Source organism: Marinobacter sp. (genome assembly GCF_041984545.1).
Classification (GTDB): domain Bacteria; phylum Pseudomonadota; class Gammaproteobacteria; order Pseudomonadales; family Oleiphilaceae; genus Marinobacter.
This window is the reverse complement of record NZ_JBHIXV010000006.1, coordinates 22,803-39,198: the sequence shown is the minus strand read 5'-3', so window position 1 is coordinate 39,198 and position 16,396 is coordinate 22,803. Positions and strand designations below refer to the sequence as shown.

Here is a 16,396-nt window from a genome sequence, read left to right as displayed (position 1 = left end):
CTCAGGTGCGATATTCGGCGTTGATGGTCACGTAGTCGTGGGAGAAATCACAGGTCCACACGGTTTCGCGAACATTACCGCGCTTGAGGTCGATGGCGATGGTAATTTCTTCACCGTTCATGACCGCCTGGCCACGAGCTTCCGAATAATCCTCGGCTCGCCCGCCGTTGCGTACGAGACAGACATCGCCCAGGTAAATTTCCAGGGCCGCCAGATCGAGGTTCTCGACACCGGCCCGCCCCACGGCCGCCAGAATGCGCCCCCAGTTCGGATCCGAAGCGAACAGCGCGGTCTTGACCAGCGGTGAGTGAGCGACAGTGTAGGCCACATCCAGCGCCTCCTGCTGAGACGCTGCGCCGGCCACGTCGATGGTAACAAACTTGGTGGCTCCCTCGCCGTCCCGGACAATGGCATGGGCCAGTTCCAGGTAGACGGACTCAAGCGCCTCCCGCAGCTTCGGCAGCTGCGGACTGTCCGCCGTGATTTCCGGGCCGCCGTACTGGCCGGTTGCAACCAGCATGCAGGCGTCATTGGTGGAGGTATCGCCATCAATGGTGATGCGATTGAACGACTTTTCACCCAGCTCCGAGGCCAGGGTCTGGAGCAGCGCAGGCTCGATACGTGCGTCGGTGCCGATGAAGCCGAGCATGGTGGCCATGTTCGGGCGAATCATTCCGGCACCCTTGCTGATCCCGGAAATGGTAACCGTGTGATCTCCCAGGGTTACCTTGCGAGTGGCGCCCTTGGGCCGGGTATCGGTGGTCATGATTCCCCGTGCTGCCTCTGCCCAGCGGTCTTCCCGCAGATCGGCCAGAGCCTCGGGCAGGGCCGAGACTATCTTCTGAACCGGCAGCGGCTCACCAATCACGCCGGTGGAAAACGGCAGGATCTCCACATCTCGCGCACCCGCCTGACTTGCCAACGCCTGGCAACAGGCCTCCGCGTCATGCAGGCCGCGGGCACCGGTTCCGGCGTTGGCGTTACCGGTATTGATCAACAGGTATCTGGGAGCGGCTTCGGCCAGGTGACGGCGACTGAGCGTAACCGGCGCGGCGCAGAACTGGTTCTTCGTGAAGATACCGGCCACCCGGCTGCCCTGGGCAAGCTCGAAGACCACCACATCCTTGCGCCCCGGCCTTTTGATCCCGGCGCTGGCAATGCCAAGCCGGAGACCGGCCACCGGATGAAACTCGGGTAAGGTTTCCGGACCTACCGCCATTATGCCACTCCTCTTTTGCAAAAACGGAATCCACCTGACCAGAACGGAAAAACCCGCAGCCCGCCAACGTTCGCCGGCAGAGTGCGGGTTCCGGATTCTGGGTCAGTGTTGTGTATCAGCTGACCTTGCCACAGCACTGCTTGTACTTTTTCCCGGACCCGCAGGGACAGGGCTCGTTGCGCCCCACCTTGCGCTCCTGACGCACAAAGGTTTCCGGCGTCGACGGACGCCCACCTTCGGCCTCACCCTCGCCCTGGCTCTCGGCCGCGGCGCTGGTTTGATCGTGACGCAGACGGGCACGGGCGAGCTCCTGTTCAAGCTCCTGCTTGCGACGGCGCTCCACCTCTTCCATTTCTTCGCGGCTCTGGACACGCACGTGACAGAGAACACGGGTAACATCCCGCTTCATGGTCTCCAGCATGTCCTCGAACAGGTTGAAGGCTTCGCGCTTGTATTCCTGCTTGGGGTTCTTCTGGGCATAGCCACGCAGATGGATACCGCGACGCAGGTGGTCCATGTTGGACAGGTGCTCTTTCCAGAGCGTATCCAGCACCTGCAGGAACACCTGCTTCTCGAATTTGCGCATAGCCTCGGAACCGGCAATGGCTTCCTTGGCCTCATAGGCGGCAACGATCTCGTCGAGGATCTTCTGACGCAGGTTTTCCTCGTACAGCTTGCTGTCTTCCTCGAGCCACTTCTGGATCGGCAGATCGATCGCCATCTCCGACTGCAGCTGGGATTCCAGGCCAGCCACGTCCCACTGCTCCGGCATGCTCTGGGGCGGAATGTACTCGCTGATCAGCGCGTCTACCACATCCTCCCGGATGGTTTTGACCATCTCGGAAATGTCATCCGAGGACATCACCTCGTTGCGCTGGTCGTAGATCACCGTCCGTTGGTCGTTGGCCACGTCGTCGTATTCCAGCAGGGTTTTCCGCATATCGAAGTTGCGGCCCTCCACCTTGCGCTGGGATTTCTCGATGGCATTGGTCACCATGCGGTGCTCGATGGCCTCGCCTTTCTTCATGCCCATGGCCTGCATCAGGCTCTTGACGCGATCCGGGGCGAAGATGCGCATGAGATTGTCTTCCAGTGACAGGAAGAAACGAGAGGAGCCGGGGTCGCCCTGACGGCCTGCCCGGCCGCGAAGCTGGTTATCGATCCGACGGGATTCGTGACGCTCGGTACCGATGATGTGCAGACCACCGGCTTCCAGCACCTGGTTGTGGCGCTCGGTCCACGCCGCCTTTACCCGGGCAACCTCTTCCTCGGTCGGGTTGTCCATGGCGGCCACTTCGTGCTCCCAGTTACCGCCCAGCACGATGTCGGTACCCCGACCTGCCATGTTGGTGGCGATGGTCACTGCGCCCGGCCGCCCGGCCTGGGCGATAATATGGGCCTCGGACTCGTGCTGCTTGGCGTTCAGGATCTTGTGTTCGATACGGGCCTTCTTGAGCAGCATGGACAGCAGCTCGGAAGCCTCGATGGACGCCGTACCCACAAGGATAGGCCGGCCCTCGGCGGTCACGTCCTTGATCTCATCAATAATGGCGTGGAACTTCTCTTCCTGGGTGAGATACACCAGATCGTTATAGTCGACCCGCTGGATCGGCTTGTTCGGTGGGATGACGACCACATCCAGGCCGTAGATCTGGCGGAATTCGAAGGCTTCGGTATCGGCGGTGCCGGTCATGCCGGCCAACTTGTCGTACAGACGGAAGTAGTTCTGGAAGGTTGTGGAGGCCAGGGTCTGGCTTTCGGCCTGGATCCTGACACCCTCCTTTGCCTCGATGGCCTGATGCAGACCCTCACTCCAGCGACGCCCCGGCATGGTACGGCCGGTGTGTTCGTCAACGATGACCACCTGTCCGCCCTGGACGATGTAGTCAACATCCTTCTGGAACAGGTGGTGCGCCCGCAGCGCCGAATGCACGTGATGCAGCAGGCTCAGGTTGGCGGCGGAATACAGGCTTTCGCCTTCGTCCAGCAGGCCCTTGTCCAGCAGCAGTTGCTCTACCTTCTCATGGCCGCTTTCGGTCAGTTCGACCTGTCGGGATTTTTCGTCGAGGGTAAAGTCGCCGGTAGGCTCACCCTCTTCCGGCACTTCCCCCTTCTCCAGCTTTGGAATCAGTTCGTTTATCGCCTGATACAGCTTTGAGCTGTCTTCCGCGGCACCGGAGATAATCAGCGGTGTACGGGCCTCATCAATCAGGATCGAGTCCACCTCGTCGACGATGGCGTAGTTCAGGCCGCGCTGAACCTTGTCTTCGGTGCTGAACGCCATGTTGTCGCGCAGGTAATCAAAGCCGAACTCGTTGTTGGTACCGTAGGTGATGTCTGCCTGATAAGCGGCGCGCTTTTCCTCCGCAGGCTGCCCCGACGCGACAACACCCACCTGCATCCCAAGGAACCGGTACAGCTTGCCCATCCACTCGGCATCCCGGCGGGCGAGGTAGTCGTTCACGGTAACCACGTGCACACCCTTGCCCGGCAAGGCGTTGAGATAAACGGCAGCCGTGGCCACGAGGGTCTTGCCCTCACCGGTTTTCATTTCGGCTATGCGGCCTTCGTGCAGAGTAATACCACCGATCAGCTGAACATCGTAATGACGCATGCCCATGACCCGGCGACCGGCCTCTCGCACTGTCGCGAAGACCTCAGGCAGGAGCGCGTCGAGGCTTTCGCCTTCATCGATGCGGCGGCGGAACTCCGCGGTCTTGCCTTGCAACTCGGAGTCGGACAGATTGCCGTACTGTTCCTCAAGCTCATTAACGCGCGAGACAACCTTGCGCATTCTCTTGATTTCACGGGCGTTTTTACTGCCGAACATCTTGGTTGCAAGCTTTGTGAACATAGACCACTGCTTCTTTGATTAAACGGAGGAAGCCGGCATTCTAACCTTATTTTGTAACAGGACAAAAGGCAGGCCGCACACGAGGGAGTTTGTGCTGCGGAACCAGCCGGCTTCCTGACAGGAAAACCGGCCTGGGATCACTGCTGGCGCTAGATAACCGGAACTGGTGGGAATAGGATCAGCGGCTGGCGCGCTTGATGTAGGTTTCCGGATTCTCGGACTTGCCGTTCCGGATAACCTCGAAATGAACGTGGGGGCCGGTGGAGCGACCGGTGCTTCCCATCAGGGCAACCACCTGCCCTTTCTGCACCACATCACCAACAGCAACCTTGACGGTCTTACAGTGGGCATACCGGGTAATGAGGCCATCGCCGTGGTCGATTTCAACCAGGTTGCCATAGCCGTAGCGCTCACCGGCGTAGGTCACCACGCCACCGGCAACCGATATAATGTCGCTACCTTCTTTTCCTGCCAGATCCACCCCGGCATGCCAGGTGCGTTTGCCGGTGAAAGGATCGGAACGGTAGCCGTACTTCGAAGACAGCCAGCCCCAGGTAATCGGGCGCCCTTCAACGTAAAGCTCATCCTCCAGGCGCTGGGTAGAGGCCAGTTGATCAAGCAACCGGAGCTGCTGCTCCCGGTCCTCGATCCGCTGCTCCATTTCCGCGATCATGCGGGTCAGCTGCGGTGCGGAATAGGATTCACCCGAAAGCGTGTCCTCGGGGCCACCAACGGCCGCCGGCTGATCAAAATCGAATTCGTCACTGGCCACCAGGCCAGACTCGACAAACCGCTGACCGAGGGCGTCCAGCCGCAACAGGCGACCCTGGATTTCACCCAGCCTCAGTGTCAGCGCGTCCACCTGCTGCTGCACGTTCTCTCGGAGACGCGCAAGGTCGGCTTTCTGCTCAGACAGGCGCAACTGCCAGTCCGCCACCAATTCGGATTCACTGGGCTGTTCGGCACTGGCCTGCTGGACCGCAACCTGATATCCGGCCCAGCCGGCCCCGATCAGCAGAGACATCACCAAGACAAGAAGAGCGCCTGCGCGGGCCCCATTGATCGACAAAACACGAGACTTTCCGTGGTTTTTGCCAACGAGAATAATGTTCATATCGTCATCTGGTTTCATCGTTGAGCCGCAACCACCTCCTGTAGCGTTGCGCCCCGGAATATTCCGAGTGGGTCTGCCATCCTTTGGCAACAGCTACATACTGAAAAAATTGCAGCGCCCGGTAGACATACTCATTTGACACAATGTAAAACGAGTCCAATGCAGGCACTACGCACAAACCGTGCCGAAGTGTAACCAATCGTAATCGGAGCCGTCGAGCAAAAAAGCACCATGAACGGAAAAAGCGATCAGAAAATGACCTTCGACAAGCTCGGCAGAACCCCGGTACTCAGGGATCTGGTGGCCCGGGCGGAGCTGCACCGCCAGGCGGAGCAAGAGGTTCTGGCCGCCATGCCCGCGGAGCTCGCCGGCGGGGTACGTTTTGTCAGTTGTACGGATGGCGAACTGGTACTGACCGCAGAAACCGCGGGAAAAGCCAGTCAGATTCGCTTCCGCCAGCATGAAATCCTCGAGGCCGTGCGTAACATCGAGCTGTTCCGGTTTACCTGGAAGCTGAAGGTCAAGGTGGCCCCACCCAGGTTTCGGGAAAAACCTGTTCGTAAAAAAGAGCCCCTGAGCAAAGAAAATGCCCGGCTCCTCAAAGAGGAAGCCGGGCACACGAAGGATAAAGCCTTACGCGAGGTTCTCGAAAAACTCGCGAGCCACGTCCGGGACTGAAGCTTCCTGCTTCAGCCCGCCGCCAGCACGGGTTTCATGTAGGAAATCGGGGCAGTGGCCTCGTCGTCAAAGGTCACCACTTCCCACGCATCCTCTTCAGCCCGAAGCTTGCGCAGCAACTTGTTGTTCAGGTCGTGGCCGGATTTGATACCACGGAACTCACCAATCAGGCTGTTGCCGAGCTGGTAAAGATCGCCAATGGCATCAAGCAGCTTGTGCTTCACAAATTCGTCGTCGTAACGCAGGCCGTCCTCGTTGAGGATTTTGTAGTCATCCACAACGATGGCGTTGTCAACGCTACCACCAAGCGCAAGGTTCATGGCCCGCAACTTCTCGATGTCCCGCATGAACCCGAAGGTCCTCGCACGACTCACTTCCTTAACAAAGGAGGTGCTGGAGAAATCAACGGTCGCGGTCTGGGCGCGCCCCTTGAACACCGGGTGATCGAAGTCGATGCCGAAGCTCACCTTGAAGCCTTCGAAAGGCAGCAGGGTGGCCTTCTTGTCGCCCTCTTCAACCGTTACCTCACGCTTGATGCGAATGAAACGCTTGGCCGCGTCCTGCTCGGCAATGCCGGCGGACTGCAGAAGAAACACGAACGGACCGGCAGAGCCGTCCATGATCGGCACTTCCGCTGCGCTCAGTTCGACGAAGCAGTTATCAATGCCGAGACCAGCCATGGCCGACAGCAGGTGTTCTACCGTCGCCACACGGACACCGTCTTTTACCAGCGTCGTGGACAGCATGGTCTCACCCACGTTCTCCGCACAGGCACGGATCTCGACCATGGGGTCCAGATCGGTGCGGCGGAAAACAATTCCCGAGTCCACCGGGGCCGGCTTGAGTGTCAGGTACACCTTTTCACCTGAGTGCAAACCAACTCCGGTGGCACGGATGGTGTTCTTGAGGGTCCGTTGTCTGATCATCGGTACATAATTCCGTCACAAAATGGCGATATTCTGGGCAAAAATCTGCCCGGAGGATACCAGAAAGCAAGACTGAATACCATTTAACCAACCTATCGTTGCCATTTGTTCATCCACAACGATATCGGGCAGTCAATGCTCGCACTGGCCGGCTCACAGGGTCCGTTGTTCGAACCCGGAGCGTAACCGGATCACAAGTGCGACACGTTATCAGTCAGCCTGCCGACGGAGGAATGCGGGAATATCGAGATAATCGACACCCTGCTCCTCACTGTCCTTGCTCTGGTCGATCGCGACGTTGCCGTGAGACACCGCACGACGACGCAGCACCGCCGGACGATCCAGCTGGTTGTAATCGGTCTTGCCATCCAGGGTTCGGGTGTTATCCACCACCTTGGTCGGCTTCTCGCGATCACCACCCAGGCCGGTTGCCACAACGGTCACCTTCAGCTCGTCGGTCATCTCCGGATCGATCACGGTACCGACCACAACGGTGGCGGAGTCTGAGGCAAACTCACGCACAATGTCGCCAACCTCGGAGAATTCGCCCAGGTTGAGGTCCATACCGGCGGTGATGTTGACCAGGATGCCTTTGGCGCCCTGCAGGTTGATATCTTCCAGCAGCGGGCTGCGAACGGCGGCTTCGGCCGCTTCCCGGGCACGGTTCTCGCCAGTGGCCCGCGCGGTACCCATCATCGCCATGCCCATCTCGGACATCACCGTCTTCACGTCTGCAAAATCGACGTTGATCATACCGTTGCGGGTGATCAGGTCGGCAATACCCTGCACCGCGCCCAGCAGAACATCGTTGGCGGCGGCAAAGGCATCCAGCAGGCTGGTCTTTTTGCCCATGACCGCCAGCAGTTTTTCGTTGGGAATGGTGATCAGCGAGTCGACGCTTTCCTCCAGCTCCTTGAGACCGGATTCGGCGACGCTCATGCGCTTGCCACCTTCAAACATGAACGGCTTGGTGACCACGGCAACGGTCAGGATACCCAGTTCGCGGGCCACTTCGGCCACGATGGGTGCCGCGCCGGTGCCGGTACCGCCGCCCATGCCCGCGGTAATAAACACCATATCGGCACCTTTGAGCGCCTCGGCGATGCGATCACGGTCTTCAAGTGCGGACTGGCGCCCCACTTCCGGGTTAGCACCAGCGCCCAGCCCCTTGGTGATATTGCCGCCCAACTGGATGATCTGGCGGGCGTCCAGGTCGGTCAGGGCCTGGGCATCGGTATTGGCGCAGATAAATTCCACACCTTCGATGTCGCTGTTGAGCATGTGACGCACGGCGTTGCCGCCGCCTCCGCCAACACCGACGACTTTAATGACAGCGTTTTGCTGGACATTATCGACGAGTTCAAACATTTCCCCTACTCCTTCGTGCTGTTTTCAGCCTTTTCCAGACTGTTTGTTCGAGATTGTGTTTTCGAGATACCTTCGTGTACTGCCTCCCGGGATACCGTCAGAAATGACCGGTAAACCAGGCTTTCATGCGCTCAAACAGCGAGGGTGCATCTTCACCCTTGAGCACCGGTGCCCGCCCAAGATCCATCTGGCGGAACCCATGGATCAACAGCCCGACGCCAGTGGCGTAGATGGGGTTGTTGACCACTTCCGTCATGCCGGAGACCGCCTGCGGACAGGCCAACCGTACCGGCATGTGGAAGATTTCCTCGGCCAGTTCCACCACCCCTTCCATGGTGGAGGAACCGCCGGTGATAACGATGCCCGCCGGGATCAGGTCTTCAAATCCCGATCGACGAAGCTCGGACTGAACCAGGGTGAACAGCTCCTCATAACGGGGCTCCACCACCTCGGCCAGCGCCTGCCGCGACAGATCCCTCGGGGCACGGTCACCAACACTCGGCACCTTGATGGTCTCGTCGGCGCCGGCCAGCTGGGTCAGTGCGCAGGCATACTTGATCTTGATCTCTTCGGCATTCTGCGTGGGTGTGCGCAGCGCCATGGCGATGTCGTTGGTGACCTGGTCGCCGGCAATCGGGATCACCGCGGTGTGGCGAATGGCGCCTCCGGTAAACACCGCGATATCGGTGGTGCCGCCGCCAATGTCCACCACGCAGACCCCCAGCTCCTTCTCATCCTCGGTGAGGATGGCGTGGCTGGATGCCAGCTGCTCCAGGATGATGTCGTCCACCTCCAGACCGCAGCGCTTCACGCACTTCTCGATGTTCTGGGCCGCGTTCACGGCACAGGTCACCAGATGCACTTTCGCTTCCAGACGCACGCCAGACATACCCATGGGCTCCTTGATGCCTTCCTGGCTGTCAATCACGAACTCCTGGGGCAGAATGTGCAGGATCTTCTGGTCGGCCGGAATCGCCACCGCCTGGGCTGCGTCGATCACCCGGTCGATGTCGGCCTGGGTCACCTCACGGTCGCGGATGGCCACGATGCCGTGGGAGTTCAGGCTCTTGATGTGGCTGCCGGCAATCCCGGCATACACCGAATGAATGCGGCACCCGGCCATCAGCTCAGCTTCTTCCACGGCGCGCTGGATCGCCTGGACGGTGGTCTCGATATTCACCACCACACCACGCTTCAGCCCCCGGGACGGGTGGGAACCAATGCCCACCACTTCGATGGTGCCGTCCATCTTGCGCTTGCCGACGATCGCGACCACTTTCGAGGTTCCGATATCGAGGCCGACAATCATGTTTTCCGTTTCAACCGATGACATGTGTTTCACCAAACCGTAGGTCTGAACAAACCGTTGCTAGGATTTCGGGCCGGAAGCTTCCGCTTCGGCCTTCCACTGGACCGCTACCCCATTGGTGTAGCGGGCATCCACCCGACTGACTTCATTCGATCGTGCCGCCAGCCGGTTTTCATAAACTGTCATAAATCGCTCAAAGCGCTGCTCTACCTGATCACGACCAAGAACTACCTCAATGCCGTTGGCCAGCTGCAGCGTCCAGGCGCCCCGATGCTCCAGCGCCAGGCCGGAGAAGCCAAGCCCGCGGGCCACCAGCCGGTCGCTCATGGTTCGCGCCATGGCGATCACATCCCGCACCCGCTCATCGGGCCCGGCCAGTCGCGGCAGCGGCCCGGCCACCTCCGGGTTGGGAGGAGCAAACAGCTGGCCGGTACGACTGACCAGGCGACCGTCGGTCCAGTAGGCCAGCGGCTTTTTCTCCCGGATGTCGATCACCAGCCGATCCGGCCACACCCGGCGAACCGCTGCGGATTCCACCCAGGGCCGGCGTTCCAGGCTGGCCTTGATTTCGGACAGATCAGTAGCGAAGTAGCTCTTGCCAATCCAGTTACCGGCCGCTCTCTCGATCGCCACCCGGCTGTCGCCTACAAAGTTCCCTTTCACATCCACCGCCAGGATCTGCTGGTCCATGGCGGTAAGAACCTTGCCGGTCCCCCAGGGCACCAGCCCGGCCAGCAGAACAATCACCGCGCCCAACCCCACCTGGAGCCAGGGCACTGCGGCCAGCACGCCTCGCAACAGGCCAAACCGGTCCCGCTCAGGCTCCAGGGAGGTGGCCCCCCGACGCCGTGGCGGCTCGGGCGGGGTCGCCCGGCTCCGGATCAGCACTGTTTCAAACATCGCTGCCCTCCAGCGTGTCCTTGAGTATCCGCACCACCAGTTCCTCGAAAGAGATGCCGGCGGCCCTGGCCGCCATGGGCACCAGGCTGTGATCGGTCATACCCGGTACCGTATTCACCTCCAGCAACCAGAACTGCCCGTCGCTGTCCTGCATAACATCCACGCGACCCCAGGTGCGGCAGCCCACCACCCGAAACGCTTCCAGCGCCAGGTGCTGGAGGCGGACTTCGTCCTCCGGGGCCAGACCACAGGGAATGCGGTACCGGGTGTCGTCGGCCAGATACTTGGCTTCGTAGTCATAGAACACGTGCTCGGTGCTGGCACTCAACCCGATGGCCGGCAGGGCCTGATCCTGCAGCAGGCTGACGGTAAACTCCGGCCCTTCAACCCATTCCTCTACCAGCACCATGCTGTCCAGGGCAGCCGCCGCCTCGTAGGCATCAACCAGTTCCGCTGCGGTGTGCACCTTGCGGATACCGATGCTGGAGCCCTCCCGGGAAGGCTTCACGCTGAGCGGGGCCTTCAACTCCTTCAGTATCTGTTCGGCCTGCCCGACATCGGACATGGTCCGGAATTTCGGCGTCGGCAAGCCGCAACCCTCGAACACGTATTTGGTTCTGAGCTTGTCCATGGCCAGAGCGGAGGCCATCATTTCACTCCCGGTATAGGGAATGCCCGCCTGGGACAGGATCGCCTGCAGCGTACCGTCCTCCCCGCCGCGCCCGTGGAGGGCGATAAAGACCCGGTCAAAATCGGGGTTATCGACGGTTCGAAGTAAACATCCCTGAACGTCAACGGCAAAGGCATCAACCCCTGCGGATACCAGCGCCGCCAGAACCGCCTTGCCACTTTTCAGGGAAACGTCCCGTTCTGCCGAATCCCCGCCCATGAACACGGCCACGCGCCCGAAGGCCCGGACCAGCTCGGGATCGGCCTGATAGGCCTGGGGTTCGGGATGATGCATATCACTCACTGGCCATCACTCCTGCGGCCGCCAGACGGGCCGCTACGCCACCAATATCACCGGCGCCCTGGGTAATCAGCAGGTCGCCATCCTGCAGCATGTTGGCCAGCAGGGATTCAATTTCACGGTTATCCTCGACAAATACCGGTTCCACCTGGCCCCGCTGGCGAATACTGCGACACAGGGCACGCCCGTCGGCGCCAGGAATGGCCGGCTCGCCGGCGGAATAGACATCCATAAGCAACAGGCCATCCACTTCCGACAGTACCCGGACAAAATCTTCATAGAGGTCGCGGGTCCGCGTGTAACGATGGGGCTGATACAGCATCACCAGACGCCGATCCGGCCAGGCGTCATGGGCTGCACGGATGACAGCCTCAACCTCGGTGGGGTGGTGCCCGTAATCGTCCACCAGGGTGACCGTGCCCCTGGGCGTCTTGTAATCCCCGTAGACCTGGAATCGGCGCCCGACACCGGCAAATCCGGCAAGGCCACGACAGATGGCGTCGTCTTCCACGCCCTCATCGGTGGCCACGGCAATGGCCGCCAGGGCATTGAGTACGTTGTGTCGGCCCGGCATCTTGAGCTCGACAGCCAGATCACTGCGGCCACCCGGGCGCTTGACAACAAAATGCGTCCGCAGACCATCGGAGGAAATATTCTCCGCCCGGTAGTCGGCGTCAGGATTATCGATGCCGTAGGTGATGATGGCCCTTGAGATTCTGGGAATAATCTCCTGCACATAGCCGTCGTCCACGCACATCACCGCAACGCCGTAGAACGGCAGGTTGTGCAGGAAGTCCACGAAGGTCTGCTTGAGCTTCTCCACATCACCACCATAGGTGTCCATGTGGTCCGCCTCGATGTTGGTGACCACCGAGATCACCGGCGTCAGGTGCAGGAACGAGGCGTCGCTTTCATCGGCCTCGGCCACCAGGTAGCGGGAACCGCCCAGCTGGGCATTGGTGCCTGCACTGTTGAGTTTACCGCCAATCACAAAGGTCGGGTCCAGGCCAGCCTCGCCGAGGATGGAGGCAATCAGGCTGGTCGTTGTGGTCTTGCCGTGCGTGCCGGCCACCGCGATGCCGTGCCGGTAACGCATGATCTCCGCCAACATCTCTGCCCTCGGGACAATCGGCACGCGACGGCTCCGGGCCGAAGCCACCTCCGGATTGTCGGCGCCGACGGCAGAGGAAACGACCACCACATCAGCACTGGCACTGTTCTCTTCCCGGTGACCAATCTGGACGTCTACGCCCATGGCCTTGAGGCGTTCGGTGACCGCGCCTTCTTTCAGGTCCGAACCCGATACGTCGTAGCCCTGATTCTTCAGGACCTCGGCTATACCACTCATGCCCGCACCGCCAATGCCAACAAAATGGATGTGGCGGATCCGGCGCATTTCGGGCACCTGGTAGACCAGGGGCGGATTTGTTGCATCAGCCATGAGCGGCCTCCAGACAATAATTCACGACTCTCTCCGTGGCGTCCGGTCGCGCCAGAGCACGGGCTGCTTTCGCCATGTCCATCACCCGGTTGCGGTCCCGGGCCAGGTCGCCCAGGGTTTCCGCCAGCACCGTCGGAGTCATTTTGGATTGAGGAATCAGGATGGCCGCCTTCGCCGCCACCATGTGTTCGCCATTGCGGGTCTGGTGGTCGTCCACCGCATGGGGAAACGGCACCAGAACCGCACCCACGCCCACTGCGCAGAGCTCGGACACCGTAAGCGCGCCGGATCGGCACAACACCAGATCGGCCCACTGATAGGCTTCCGCCATGTCCTTGATAAATGGCTCCACGCTGGCCTCCACGCCACGGCGCTCGTAGGCGCCACGGGCGGCATCGGCATGACGCTCACCACACTGATGACGAACCAGAGGGCGCTCCTGTTCCGGCAGGAGGGCAAGCGCCTCCGGCAATTGTTCATTGAACGCCTGCGCACCGAGGCTGCCACCAATCACCAGCAATTTCAGGGCTCCGGAACGTCCTGCAAGACGTTCGCCCGGCTCGGGCAGCGCGGCCAGATCCGAACGCACCGGATTACCGGTACAGCGGGTGACGACCCTGGCGCCAAAACTGCCAGGAAACGCTTCCAGTACGGTATGGGCGAATCGCACCAGCAACCGGTTGGTCAGACCGGCAATGGCGTTCTGCTCATGAATCACCAGTGGCGTGCGAGTCAGCCAGGCAGCGACGCCGCCGGGGCCAGTCACGAAACCACCCATGCCCACCACACAGTGGGGCCGGATGCGCCGCAATATGGTGTAGGCCTCGCCCAGCGCGCGCATCAGGCGGAAGGGCGCGGCCAGCAGGGCTAACCGGCCCTTGCCCCGCAGCCCGGAAATATGGATCAGCGATAGCGGAATCTCGGTGTCCGATATCAGTCGTTGCTCCATGCCTCCGCTGGCGCCCAGCCAGTACACCTGGTGACCGCGGGCCTCCAGCGCCCGGGCAGTCGCCAGGGCGGGGAAAACATGGCCACCGGTGCCACCGGCCATCATCAGGAAACGGCGCTGGTCAGTCATACACCGCACCTCCCCGGCTCCCGGGACCAGTCTTCTCCCGAGCCAGCTTTTCCTGGTCCAGGCGCTCCATCTCGATACGGGCCAAAACCCCGATACAGACACAGGTGATCATCAGGCTGGAACCGCCGTAACTGACCAGGGGCAGCGTCAAACCCTTGGTGGGCAGCAGCCCCGTGCTCACAGCCATGTTAATGCCGGCCTGCAGGCCGATCAGCAGTGTCAGCCCGTAGCCAAAACAGGCCCCAAACGGCATGTCCGCTTTCTCGGCCCGCCGCGCGATCACGAATCCACTCACCACCAGCAGTGTGAACAGCGCCAGTACCAGCAATGACCCCAGCAGGCCGAACTCCTCGGCAATGATGGCGAAGATAAAGTCCGTGTGGGCCTCTGGCAGGTAGAACAGCTTCTGGATCGAGTTGCCAAGACCAACGCCAGCCCACTCACCGCGACCAAAGGCAATCAGTGACTGAGTCAACTGGTAGCCACTGTCGAACTGATCCTTCCAGGGATCGAGATAGCTGACCACCCGCTTCAGACGGTAGGGCTGGGTCACGATCAGAATGGCGCCGAGCACCACCAGGGTGCCGATCAGCGGCATGAACCGGCTGAGCCGCACACCACTAAGGAAGATCATGCCCGCTGCCGCCGTCACCAGCACCACCGTGGCCCCGAAATCCGGTTGGATCACCAGCAGGACCGACGCCACGCCCAGCACCACCAGCGGTTTCAGGAAACCCGGCCAGGTGTTGAGCAGCTCTTCCCGGCGGCGGACCACGTAGCCGGCCAGATAGGCAATCAGACACAGCTTGGCAACTTCCGAGACCTGAACGTTGAACAGGCCAAAGGGAATCCAGCGGGTGGACCCGTTGACCGTTCGGCCCAGGGGCGTGAGCACCAGGAACAGGGACAGCAATCCGATACCCAGAAGCAACCAGCCGCTGCGCTCCCACCAGGCAACAGGCACGTTGACTGCCACCAGCGCCAGCAGGCAACCCAGGGCGGCAAAAATGAGCTGACGAATCACGTAGTAGTAGCTGCTACCCACGGTTTCGGCGGCCATGTCCATGGACGCCGAGGAGATCATGATCACACCCAGCACCAGCAGGGCCGCGGCGCTGACCACCAGCATGGGCAGTGGCTGGATTTCTCCAACCCAGGCGTTACGACGTTGCAGTGAAAAATCTGCGTGCATCACAGGCCCTCCACCAGCGAACGGAACTGATCACCACGATCCAGGTAATCCCGGAACATGTCGAAACTTGCGCAGGCCGGAGACAGCAACACCCGGTCACCCGACTGGGCGAGCTCGGCCGACAGCGCAACGGCTTCTGTCAGATCTCCGGCGTAATGCACCTCGATACCACTGCCGAACACGTCCGCGATGGCCCGTGCATCCCGGCCGATCAGCACCACGGCGCGACAATGCAGGGCCACGGGCGCCTCCAGAGCGGTGAAATCGGCGCCCTTGCCATCTCCGCCGGCAATCAGAACGACTTTGCCATCGCGCGGCGCGAGGCTTTCGATGGCCGCCACCGTGGCACCCACGTTGGTACCCTTGGAATCGTTGATGAAATCGACACCGTTGAGCCTCCGGATGAACTCGCACCGGTGCGGCAGGCCCGGAAACTCCCGGGCTACCGCCAGCATGATGTCCATGGGCAGCCCGGCGGCATGCCCCAGGGCAAGGGCCGCCATAACGTTACTGATGTTGTGGCTCCCCATCAGCTTGAGCTCGCTGGCCAGCAACAGGTTGTCGAAACCGAAGGTAATCCAGGTGCCCTGGTCGTCGTCACGGGTACTGAAAGTCTCGGGATTGACCCGGTGAAACCCGAAGCACAGGAAGCGCAGGTTATCCCTTGCCATAGGGGTGCTGAGCGCATCGTCCAGGTTGACAATGGCATTCTGGCATCCACGGAAGATCCGCTGTTTGGCCTGGAAGTACGCCATCTTGTTCGGGTAGCGATCCATGTGATCGTCACTGACGTTCAGCACGGTGGCAGCCAGAGCGTTGAGTTCTTCGGTGGTTTCAAGCTGAAAGCTGGACAGTTCCAGAACATACAACTCTGCCCCCTGCCCAAGCAGGTCCAGCGCTGGAGTGCCGATATTGCCGCCAACGGCCACCCTGCGACCGGCCGCCCTGGCCATCTCACCCACCAGGGTGGTGACGGTGGTTTTACCGTTGGAGCCGGTGATGGCAACGATGGGCGCGTCCGCCGCCTCGGCGAACAGATCGATATCGCCGCGAATCCGCGCACCCTTACTGGCGGCAGCAGCGATGGCCGGCTCGGCGACACTGATGCCCGGGCTGACCACCAGTTCGTTGAAACCGCAGAACAACTCCGGATCAAAACGGCCCAGGTACACTGGCACGTCCGGCCACTCGGCCTTCAGCTCTGCCAGCCCTGGCGGCTGCTCACGATTATCAGCGACAGCGATTTCCCGGCCTTGTCCGGACAGATAGCGCACGCACGAGAGCCCGGTTTTACCGAGCCCTACGATCAGTGTGCGACGATCCGAAACAATGACACTCATAATTGCA

13 protein-coding genes are annotated in these 16,396 nt (G+C 60.9%); 1 reads left to right on the top strand and 12 read right to left on the bottom strand.

From position 1 onward, the window contains the following. Position 1: 1 nt before the first annotated feature. The 3 genes from argJ to ACFC20_RS04395 form a co-directional block, all read right to left on the bottom strand. Complete coding sequence (argJ, locus tag ACFC20_RS04405) at positions 2-1,219, bottom strand: bifunctional glutamate N-acetyltransferase/amino-acid acetyltransferase ArgJ (protein WP_375183329.1); 1,218 nt, start codon at positions 1,217-1,219, stop codon at positions 2-4. A gap of 115 nt (positions 1,220-1,334) precedes the next feature. Continuing rightward, entirely contained in the window at positions 1,335-4,073 is a 2,739-nt protein-coding gene (gene secA / locus ACFC20_RS04400; protein WP_375191942.1) for a preprotein translocase subunit SecA, read from the bottom strand. A 178-nt stretch (positions 4,074-4,251) separates the two neighbouring features. Continuing rightward, entirely contained in the window at positions 4,252-5,205 is a 954-nt protein-coding gene (locus ACFC20_RS04395; RefSeq protein WP_375191941.1) for a M23 family metallopeptidase, read from the bottom strand. A 213-nt stretch (positions 5,206-5,418) separates the two neighbouring features. On the opposite strand from ACFC20_RS04395, the gene ACFC20_RS04390 reads away from it, so the two are divergent. After that, positions 5,419-5,865 (top strand): DciA family protein, encoded by a 447-nt coding sequence (locus ACFC20_RS04390; RefSeq protein WP_375191940.1) that lies wholly within the window; start codon positions 5,419-5,421, stop codon positions 5,863-5,865. 11 nt (positions 5,866-5,876) lie between these two features. Here the strand turns inward: ACFC20_RS04390 and lpxC are convergent, their stop codons facing one another. The 9 genes from lpxC to murD all read right to left on the bottom strand — a co-directional run bounded on the left by lpxC (position 5,877) and on the right by murD (position 16,389). After that, the gene (lpxC, locus tag ACFC20_RS04385; RefSeq protein ID WP_375191939.1) at positions 5,877-6,791 is read right to left on the bottom strand and encodes a UDP-3-O-acyl-N-acetylglucosamine deacetylase; all 915 of its coding nucleotides are present in this window, start codon (positions 6,789-6,791) and stop codon (positions 5,877-5,879) included. Positions 6,792-7,001: 210 nt separating this feature from the next. After that, positions 7,002-8,159 (bottom strand): cell division protein FtsZ, encoded by a 1,158-nt coding sequence (ftsZ, locus tag ACFC20_RS04380; RefSeq protein ID WP_091991813.1) that lies wholly within the window; start codon positions 8,157-8,159, stop codon positions 7,002-7,004. Positions 8,160-8,256: 97 nt separating this feature from the next. Beyond that, positions 8,257-9,492 carry a cell division protein FtsA gene (ftsA, locus tag ACFC20_RS04375; RefSeq protein ID WP_008176504.1) on the bottom strand — a complete coding sequence of 412 codons (1,236 nt, stop codon included), beginning with the start codon at positions 9,490-9,492 and terminating at the stop codon, positions 8,257-8,259. 36 nt (positions 9,493-9,528) lie between these two features. Continuing rightward, complete coding sequence (locus tag ACFC20_RS04370) at positions 9,529-10,368, bottom strand: cell division protein FtsQ/DivIB (RefSeq protein ID WP_375191938.1); 840 nt, start codon at positions 10,366-10,368, stop codon at positions 9,529-9,531. Beyond that, a complete protein-coding gene (locus ACFC20_RS04365; protein ID WP_375192021.1) occupies positions 10,361-11,332 on the bottom strand; it encodes a D-alanine--D-alanine ligase in 972 nt (323 codons plus the stop codon). Before ACFC20_RS04365 ends, ACFC20_RS04370 begins: the two co-directional genes overlap by 8 nt. A 1-nt stretch (position 11,333) precedes the next feature. Further along, on the bottom strand, positions 11,334-12,779 hold the full coding sequence (gene murC / locus ACFC20_RS04360; RefSeq protein ID WP_375191937.1) for a UDP-N-acetylmuramate--L-alanine ligase: 1,446 nt from the start codon (positions 12,777-12,779) through the stop codon (positions 11,334-11,336). Further along, the gene (gene murG, locus ACFC20_RS04355) at positions 12,772-13,857 is read right to left on the bottom strand and encodes an undecaprenyldiphospho-muramoylpentapeptide beta-N-acetylglucosaminyltransferase (protein WP_375191936.1); all 1,086 of its coding nucleotides are present in this window, start codon (positions 13,855-13,857) and stop codon (positions 12,772-12,774) included. The genes murC and murG overlap by 8 nt, the downstream gene beginning before the upstream one ends. Beyond that, entirely contained in the window at positions 13,850-15,049 is a 1,200-nt protein-coding gene (ftsW, locus tag ACFC20_RS04350) for a putative lipid II flippase FtsW (protein WP_375191935.1), read from the bottom strand. Before ftsW ends, murG begins: the two co-directional genes overlap by 8 nt. Continuing rightward, positions 15,049-16,389 (bottom strand): UDP-N-acetylmuramoyl-L-alanine--D-glutamate ligase, encoded by a 1,341-nt coding sequence (murD, locus tag ACFC20_RS04345; RefSeq protein WP_375191934.1) that lies wholly within the window; start codon positions 16,387-16,389, stop codon positions 15,049-15,051. Before murD ends, ftsW begins: the two co-directional genes overlap by 1 nt. Positions 16,390-16,396 lie beyond the last annotated feature (7 nt).

Bases quoted from the DNA above. Each gene is read 5' to 3' on its own strand.
- argJ (WP_375183329.1), bottom strand. From the start codon at position 1,219: ATGGCGGTAGGTCCGGAAACCTTACCCGAGTTTCATCCGGTGGCCGGT.
- secA (WP_375191942.1), bottom strand. From the start codon at position 4,073: ATGTTCACAAAGCTTGCAACCAAGATGTTCGGCAGTAAAAACGCCCGT.
- ACFC20_RS04395 (WP_375191941.1), bottom strand. From the start codon at position 5,205: ATGAAACCAGATGACGATATGAACATTATTCTCGTTGGCAAAAACCAC.
- ACFC20_RS04390 (WP_375191940.1), top strand. From the start codon at position 5,419: ATGAACGGAAAAAGCGATCAGAAAATGACCTTCGACAAGCTCGGCAGA.
- lpxC (WP_375191939.1), bottom strand. From the start codon at position 6,791: ATGATCAGACAACGGACCCTCAAGAACACCATCCGTGCCACCGGAGTT.
- ftsZ (WP_091991813.1), bottom strand. From the start codon at position 8,159: ATGTTTGAACTCGTCGATAATGTCCAGCAAAACGCTGTCATTAAAGTC.
- ftsA (WP_008176504.1), bottom strand. From the start codon at position 9,492: ATGTCATCGGTTGAAACGGAAAACATGATTGTCGGCCTCGATATCGGA.
- ACFC20_RS04370 (WP_375191938.1), bottom strand. From the start codon at position 10,368: ATGTTTGAAACAGTGCTGATCCGGAGCCGGGCGACCCCGCCCGAGCCG.
- ACFC20_RS04365 (WP_375192021.1), bottom strand. From the start codon at position 11,332: ATGCATCATCCCGAACCCCAGGCCTATCAGGCCGATCCCGAGCTGGTC.
- murC (WP_375191937.1), bottom strand. From the start codon at position 12,779: ATGGCTGATGCAACAAATCCGCCCCTGGTCTACCAGGTGCCCGAAATG.
- murG (WP_375191936.1), bottom strand. From the start codon at position 13,857: ATGACTGACCAGCGCCGTTTCCTGATGATGGCCGGTGGCACCGGTGGC.
- ftsW (WP_375191935.1), bottom strand. From the start codon at position 15,049: ATGCACGCAGATTTTTCACTGCAACGTCGTAACGCCTGGGTTGGAGAA.
- murD (WP_375191934.1), bottom strand. From the start codon at position 16,389: ATGAGTGTCATTGTTTCGGATCGTCGCACACTGATCGTAGGGCTCGGT.